Annotated in this window: 5 protein-coding genes and 1 pseudogene; 4 read left to right on the forward strand and 2 right to left on the reverse strand. The window is 36.9% G+C overall.

Annotated elements, in window-relative coordinates; all coding sequences use genetic code 11:
• A pseudogene (locus V7149_RS19270) lies at positions 1-746 on the forward strand (NCS2 family permease); the annotation flags it as partial.
• A gap of 30 nt (positions 747-776) precedes the next feature.
• Positions 777-2,474 (forward strand): adenine deaminase, encoded by a 1,698-nt coding sequence (ade, locus tag V7149_RS19275; protein ID WP_335347218.1) that lies wholly within the window; start codon positions 777-779, stop codon positions 2,472-2,474.
• A 46-nt stretch (positions 2,475-2,520) separates the two neighbouring features.
• Here the strand turns inward: ade and V7149_RS19280 are convergent, their stop codons facing one another.
• Positions 2,521-4,242 (reverse strand): glycosyl hydrolase family 18 protein, encoded by a 1,722-nt coding sequence (locus tag V7149_RS19280; protein WP_335347219.1) that lies wholly within the window; start codon positions 4,240-4,242, stop codon positions 2,521-2,523.
• A gap of 191 nt (positions 4,243-4,433) precedes the next feature.
• Here V7149_RS19280 and plsY point away from each other — a divergent pair, with 191 nt between their 5' ends.
• Both plsY and V7149_RS19290 read left to right on the forward strand, forming a co-directional pair.
• Positions 4,434-5,018 (forward strand): glycerol-3-phosphate 1-O-acyltransferase PlsY, encoded by a 585-nt coding sequence (gene plsY, locus V7149_RS19285; protein WP_335347220.1) that lies wholly within the window; start codon positions 4,434-4,436, stop codon positions 5,016-5,018.
• Between the two features lie 156 nt (positions 5,019-5,174).
• Entirely contained in the window at positions 5,175-5,948 is a 774-nt protein-coding gene (locus V7149_RS19290; RefSeq protein ID WP_335347221.1) for a sensor histidine kinase, read from the forward strand.
• A gap of 13 nt (positions 5,949-5,961) precedes the next feature.
• Here the strand turns inward: V7149_RS19290 and V7149_RS19295 are convergent, their stop codons facing one another.
• Positions 5,962-6,102: a hypothetical protein gene (locus tag V7149_RS19295; protein ID WP_335347222.1), complete on the reverse strand. Its 141-nt coding sequence runs from the start codon at positions 6,100-6,102 to the stop codon at positions 5,962-5,964.
• Between the last annotated feature and the right edge of the window lie 335 nt (positions 6,103-6,437).

Genomic DNA, 6,437 nt, shown 5'->3' on the forward strand with positions numbered 1-6,437 from the left:
CAGCCATATTAATGGCCAAACGTGTAAAAGGTGCCCTCCTCATTAGTATTCTAGCAACAAGTGTTATCGCTATGATCGTAGGCTTCATTAGTTTTCCGAAATCCATTGGTGATATCGTTTCTTTAAACCTTCCAAGTATGTCTGAAACCTTTCTGGCTATGGACATTATGGGTGCTATTGGATACGGGGTCCTCTCTGTTATTTTCTCATTCACTATTGTTGAATTATTCGATAACCTAGCAACCTTAATTGGATTAACGAAGAAAGCAGGTCTTACTGATGAAAACGGTAAGATTGAAAATTTAGACCGGGCCCTTCAGGCTGATGCGATTGGGACTATGGCAAGTGNNAATGCCTATGTGGAGAATGCAACCGGAATTTCAGAAGGCGGCAGAACAGGCTTAACCGCTTTAACAGCCGGTGTCCTCTTCTTTTTGGCTTTAATATTTGCACCATTAATTGTTTTCATCCCTTCTGTTGCTACCGCTCCAATCTTAATACTTGTTGGAGCATTAATGATTAGTGAAATTAGGCATATTAGCTTTGATGATTTTACAGATGTCATTCCAGTGTTTTTAACCATTGTTTTAATGCCACTTACATTTAGTATCGCGGAGGGCTTAGCATTTGGTTTCATTTCATATACACTCTTAAAACTTCTAACGGGAAAGAGAAAGCAAATTCATTGGATAATGTATATCGTAAGTGCAGCTTTTATTATAAACTTTATAATGAGTGCACACTAATGCGATAAATAAGTGAAAGAAGGGTATTGATTGAAGTTAACAAAAGAAATCATGAAACGAAGAATTGATGTAGCAGCTAGAAGAAAACCTGCAGATTTGGTTATAAAGAACGGGAAGATTGTAAACGTTTTCACACGAGAGATTATTGAAGACGATATTGCCATTGTTGACGGCTATATTGCGGGGGTTGGCAAATTTGAAGGATTTGAGTCCATTGATGCCTCAGGAAAATACATCGTTCCTGGCTTTATTGATGGTCATGTTCATATTGAATCTTCTATGGTCACCCCTCCAGAGTTTTGTAATGTAGTCCTGCCTCATGGGGTAACAACCGTTATGGCTGATCCACATGAAATTGCCAATGTTTCTGGGACAGCTGGTATTGATTTTATGTTGCAGGCGTCTGAAGAAATTCCGCTAGATGTTTTTTTAATGCTGCCATCCTGTGTTCCGGCTACTCCATTTGAAAATGCTGGTGCAACATTGAATGATGAAGATTTAAATCCATATTACGAACACCCAAGAGTTATTGGGCTTGGCGAGGTGATGGATTACCCTTCTGTCTTCCAAAATAGCGATGAAATGCTTAACAAACTTGAAAGTGCCAGTTTAAAAGGAAAATGCATTGACGGCCATGCATCGGGACTTGATGCAAATGGTATTAATGTTTACATGGCTGCTGGGATACGAACAGATCACGAATGCGTAACAGCGGATGAAGCTCTTGAAAGACTTCGAAAAGGAATGTATGTTATGCTGCGTGAAGGTTCAGCCGCAAAAGATTTAGTTGAACTATTACAGGCAGTTAATGAAAATAATTCACGCCGTTGTTTATTCGTTACCGATGATAAGCATTTGGATGAATTAATTGATGAAGGAAGTATCGATTTTAATATTAAGGTAGCTATTAGGGAAGGAATTGACCCAATACTCGCTATTCAAATGGCAACCTTAAACGCAGCNNTCTTAGTCTTAAATAATCTAGAAGCAATTGAGATTGAACAGGTTTTTAAAAGCGGAAAGCTTGTTGCTAAAAACGGGAAAGTAATCTCCCCTATCAAATCAAAGGCTGCTCCCCCTCCTGCTATTATTAAAAGTGTAAATATGAATCAGATAAACAGTGAGGATCTAACAATCAGCCTAAAAGATAGCAGACGGGCCAATATTATTGGGATATTACCAAATATGATTGTAACAAATCATATCATTGAGGAAGTTGTGATTGAAAATGGCCTTTTTCAAGCAAATATTGAAATGGACCAATTAAAATTAGCTGTCCTTGAGCGCCATAAAAACACAGGCAACATCGGTCTTGGAATCATCAAAGGCTTAGGAATTATTAATGGAGCAATTGCTTCTTCTGTTGCGCATGATTCACATAATATCGTGGCAGCGGGCACAAACGATCATGATCTTGTCAAAGCTATTAACTTAACTAGAGAGATGAACGGAGGTTTAGTTGTCGTCCAAAATGGAGACATTCTTGCTTCTCTTCCATTGCCTGTAGCGGGTCTTATGTCAAATTTGAATTACGAGACAGTTAATGAGAGTATCAATGAGTTAAATAAAGCCTTAATGACCATTGGCTGTTCCATGGAATTTAATCCGTTTGTAACCCTTTCCTTCCTGGCTCTGCCTGTCATTCCTGAATTAAAGCTTACAGATATAGGATTGTTTGATGTTAAAACCTATAAACATATTGAGATTGGAATTGATTCATCACATTAATTTACAAAAAAAGGTGGTTCACTATTAAATAGCAAACCACCTTTTTTTATTTTTTCGTCAATTGTTCATTACCAAGTGATAAAGCCGCCCAGGCTGATTCGTCAGCAAAATATCTTGACCAGCTGGCAACCCCAGCTAAATTATATTTTCTTGCTAAATCAGCCCGTTTCTTTAAGGAAAGCTCATCCTCTAGCCAGATTTTATAAGTCGTTTGTTCCTTTTCAGAATATATTTCAGCATAGTTTTGACCGCTCGCTTCGTCATAAACAGGAGTCAGTTCATTTGCTTTCAGCCATTGCTTTACTTTTGCCATTGATAGAGCTTTAGAAGAAACTTCCCCATTGTCTTTCTGCTCCCACAACCTCGTATATAGCGGAACACCCAGAATTAGCCTGTCGTTTGGTACAACTTCAAGCAGCCTTTTTAGATTTTCCTCCACCCATGGCAAGCTCGCTACACTCCCCGCTTTTGGAGATGTGCCCCAATGCTCGTCATATGCCATGACTACCATATAATCAACGAGATTGGCGAGCTTATCTCTCTCATAAAAAGCAGACCAGTTCCCGCTTGTGGAAATAAAAGTAATATCCATGGAAACTACAAGACCTGCTTCATGAAAATATGGAACAGCTTCACGTACGAACTGAGTAATAAGCGGACCATCTTCAGGATTCACATTTTCAATATCCAAATTTATGCCGTTTAACTGATATATTTGGCTAAAATGGAGAAGCTGGCGAATCATTTTCTGTCTAGTTTCAAAATTCTTGAACGCCTCATGTGTTAAGGCCGGATCAAACGCATTGGAAAATAACCCCCAAACTTGATAGCCCTGATTTTGTGCCCAATTGACAAATTCAAGAGAACCGAGGTTTTTTATTCCCCCTTCTGGATCACCTAATTCAAACCATGTAGGTGAAATAACATTGACACCTGACATAATGGGCATTTGGGCTGTGTCTGGATTCTTCGTATAAACGGCCTCCCAAGTAAGCTGGATGGGCCCCTCAATTTTAGGTACAACCACTTCTTCATGAGTACGATTAATGATAACTTTTTCTGTTTCCCCAGTGGTTATATAATCTTTTTTTATATACCCTGCCACACCATTTTCTTTTCTAGCAAAATAGTAATCTTCCTTCTCACTTTCAACAAAAAGCATCTCACCATTCTCTACTTGCCCTGTATAAGGTGCCTTTAGACTGGCATCAGTTCGTAAACGAAGCTTTTCTTCATTCACTTCCTTATTGATCACCTTAGCATGAAGGATTTCCTGATCATTTTTCTTTATCCAAATAGCATTTGTTTCTGGCATAATCGTGTAATCGAGTGGATAATAAGTGAGTAATGGTTCAATTGCCAGATACATATCATGATCCTTAGTTTTAAACACAGAAAAGTGTAATTGAACAGGTTCTTCGTTAACATAATAGGTAAGCGATTCGGAAGGCATTTGAATAACTTTATTTTTTGTAGTGATAATGACGGAGTTTGATTTTTCATCAAAAGTGATAGCATCATCAAAATTTTCTTGTATGAAAGAGATTGGCAAATATACGCTATTTCCTTCAATTATGGCATTTCCAGATTGTATACCTTCATATAATATTGGGTTTTCCCCATGGAAATAAGATTCAGTTTCTTTTGATGCAAATGGGTATAAAAGTAAGATAATACTTGAAATGATTAAGAAACATGCAAACAAAAGCCCACCTGCTATCCATTTCATAGATAGAGGCTTCTTTTTATGAAATTCTATACGAGCCATTCCCTTTCCCCCTTAGGTCTATCGTAACGAAAAATTCAACTAATGGGAAGGCATTTTAGTGGAATTAGGCTTCCTTTATTCACCAAGTCCAACCATGGCTTTAAAAATAGTAATTTTTCTTTATTGACATGGCGTGATGAATTAAAAACATGGTACAATTACTCGTAGATATTATTGAAGGAGAATTTTTTATGGTAATAAACGGAATCATTATTGTTTTAGCTTATTTACTAGGGTCCATTCCATCCGGCTTAATTATCGGGAAGGTGTTTTACGGGGTCGATATTCGCCAGCATGGCAGCGGAAACTTAGGTGGGACAAACACTTTCAGAACTTTGGGAGTTAAAGCGGGCATGGCTGTTACAATTGCAGATATATTAAAAGGTACGGCTGCTGTTTTACTTCTCTTATTTATCGATGGTGACATACATCCGTTAATCGCTGGTATTTTTGCGGTTATCGGTCATATGTATCCAATATTTGCAGGATTTAAAGGTGGAAAAGCTGTTGCAACTTCTGGAGGTATTTTATTAGGCTATGCCCCTCCAATGTTTATCATCATGTTATTGGTTTTCTTTATTTGCTTATACATAACAAAGTATGTCTCACTTGCTTCCATGCTTGCGGCTATTGCAGCTGTCATTTATGCCTACGTCATATGGGATCCGCCTCTCATAATTGTCGTATCACTACTGGCTTTCTTTGTCATTTATCGACATCGTGCCAATATTAAACGAATTATGAACAAATCGGAACCGAAAATAAAATGGCTTTAACAAATGAAAAGTTATTAAACAGCAGAAATCTAATTCTGCTGTTTTTTTCTTTATAAGGACTCAACTTTCATTTCTCAATAAATGATACAAAATAATACATATCCCGCTTTTTTTCGTCATAGATTAGATAGAAAACAATTTTAGAGGTGATAAATCTTGGTTTCTGTCCAATCCAATTTTCAAAACTTACAAGAAAATAGTGAGCTTTCAAATCCAGAAATTCATCAGATCCCGAACATTACCGATAATCTGTCAAATGTAAGCAATCTAGCGGCAGTGATCGCTCATGAAATTAGAAATCCTTTAACAACAGTAAAGGGATATATCCAACTTATAAAACCTTATTTATTCGAAATGGGTATAGAGCATTATGCCGATATTGCGTTAGATGAGATCAACCGGGCGAACGAACTGATCTTTGACCTTTTGAATTTATCGAAACCTCAAGTTAACCAAAAGAAGGCGGTTTCATTAAATCAGTTATTAAAGGATGTCACTAGGCAATACGAAGGTGAAAAAATAATAAACAATATAAAAATGGAAGTTCAGCTTTCCTATGAAACTCTCATTATCCTTGCGAATGATAAGCAATTGAAACAAGTGTTAACAAATATAATAAAAAATGCAATCGAAGCGATTATGATAAAAGGCAATGAAAATTGTAAAAAAATCACTCTCTCTTTAAAAAAAGAGACATCCCAAGCCTACATCATCATTGAAGACAATGGCTGTGGGATGACAGCTGAAATACTCGAACATATTTTTACACCGTTTTATACGACAAAGGAATCCGGCACAGGAATCGGGCTCTCCATATGCAAAAAAATTATTGAAGCTCATAATGGAAGCTTTCATATTAGCAGCTTAGCTGGAAAAGGCACTAATATACAAATAAAATTGCCTCTTTATAATCAGAAAAGCGGAGCCTAATGCTGCCGCTTTTTCACACTTTTAATAATTGAAATCTGCCCGTTCCAAAAACATTTTTTACAAAATCCAGCTTTGTATGTTCAAAATAGACTAAATCCTTTTGATGAATTAATAGGTGAATCCCTTCCACTGTAAACTCTTTGTCCTCACTCAATGGCCGCTCTTCCAGAGACAGCTTTAATTGGGGGCCGCCTCAGCCAATTCCCATTGATAAACGGATATACAACTTCTCCGTTTCATCCTTCTGTTCCTGCTTAATGGCATTCTCCATAATATTTACTGCACTTGCTGTCAATTTTATCATGTTATCACCTCTACTTCCTTAGTATATCGTATTTCCTTTCTTTCTTTCGAGTATTCTAACTCAAGTTTATAATATTGTCGAAAAATTCCTATTTTTGTATTATAGTAGATTTAATATGGCAATAAGGAGACTTTTATGAAAAAGAAATTATCGATTATTTCCTCTATTGTTTTTTGTTTAGCACT

The organism is Bacillus sp. JJ1503 (assembly GCF_036965125.1).
Taxonomy (GTDB): Bacteria; Bacillota; Bacilli; order Bacillales; family Cytobacillaceae; genus Cytobacillus.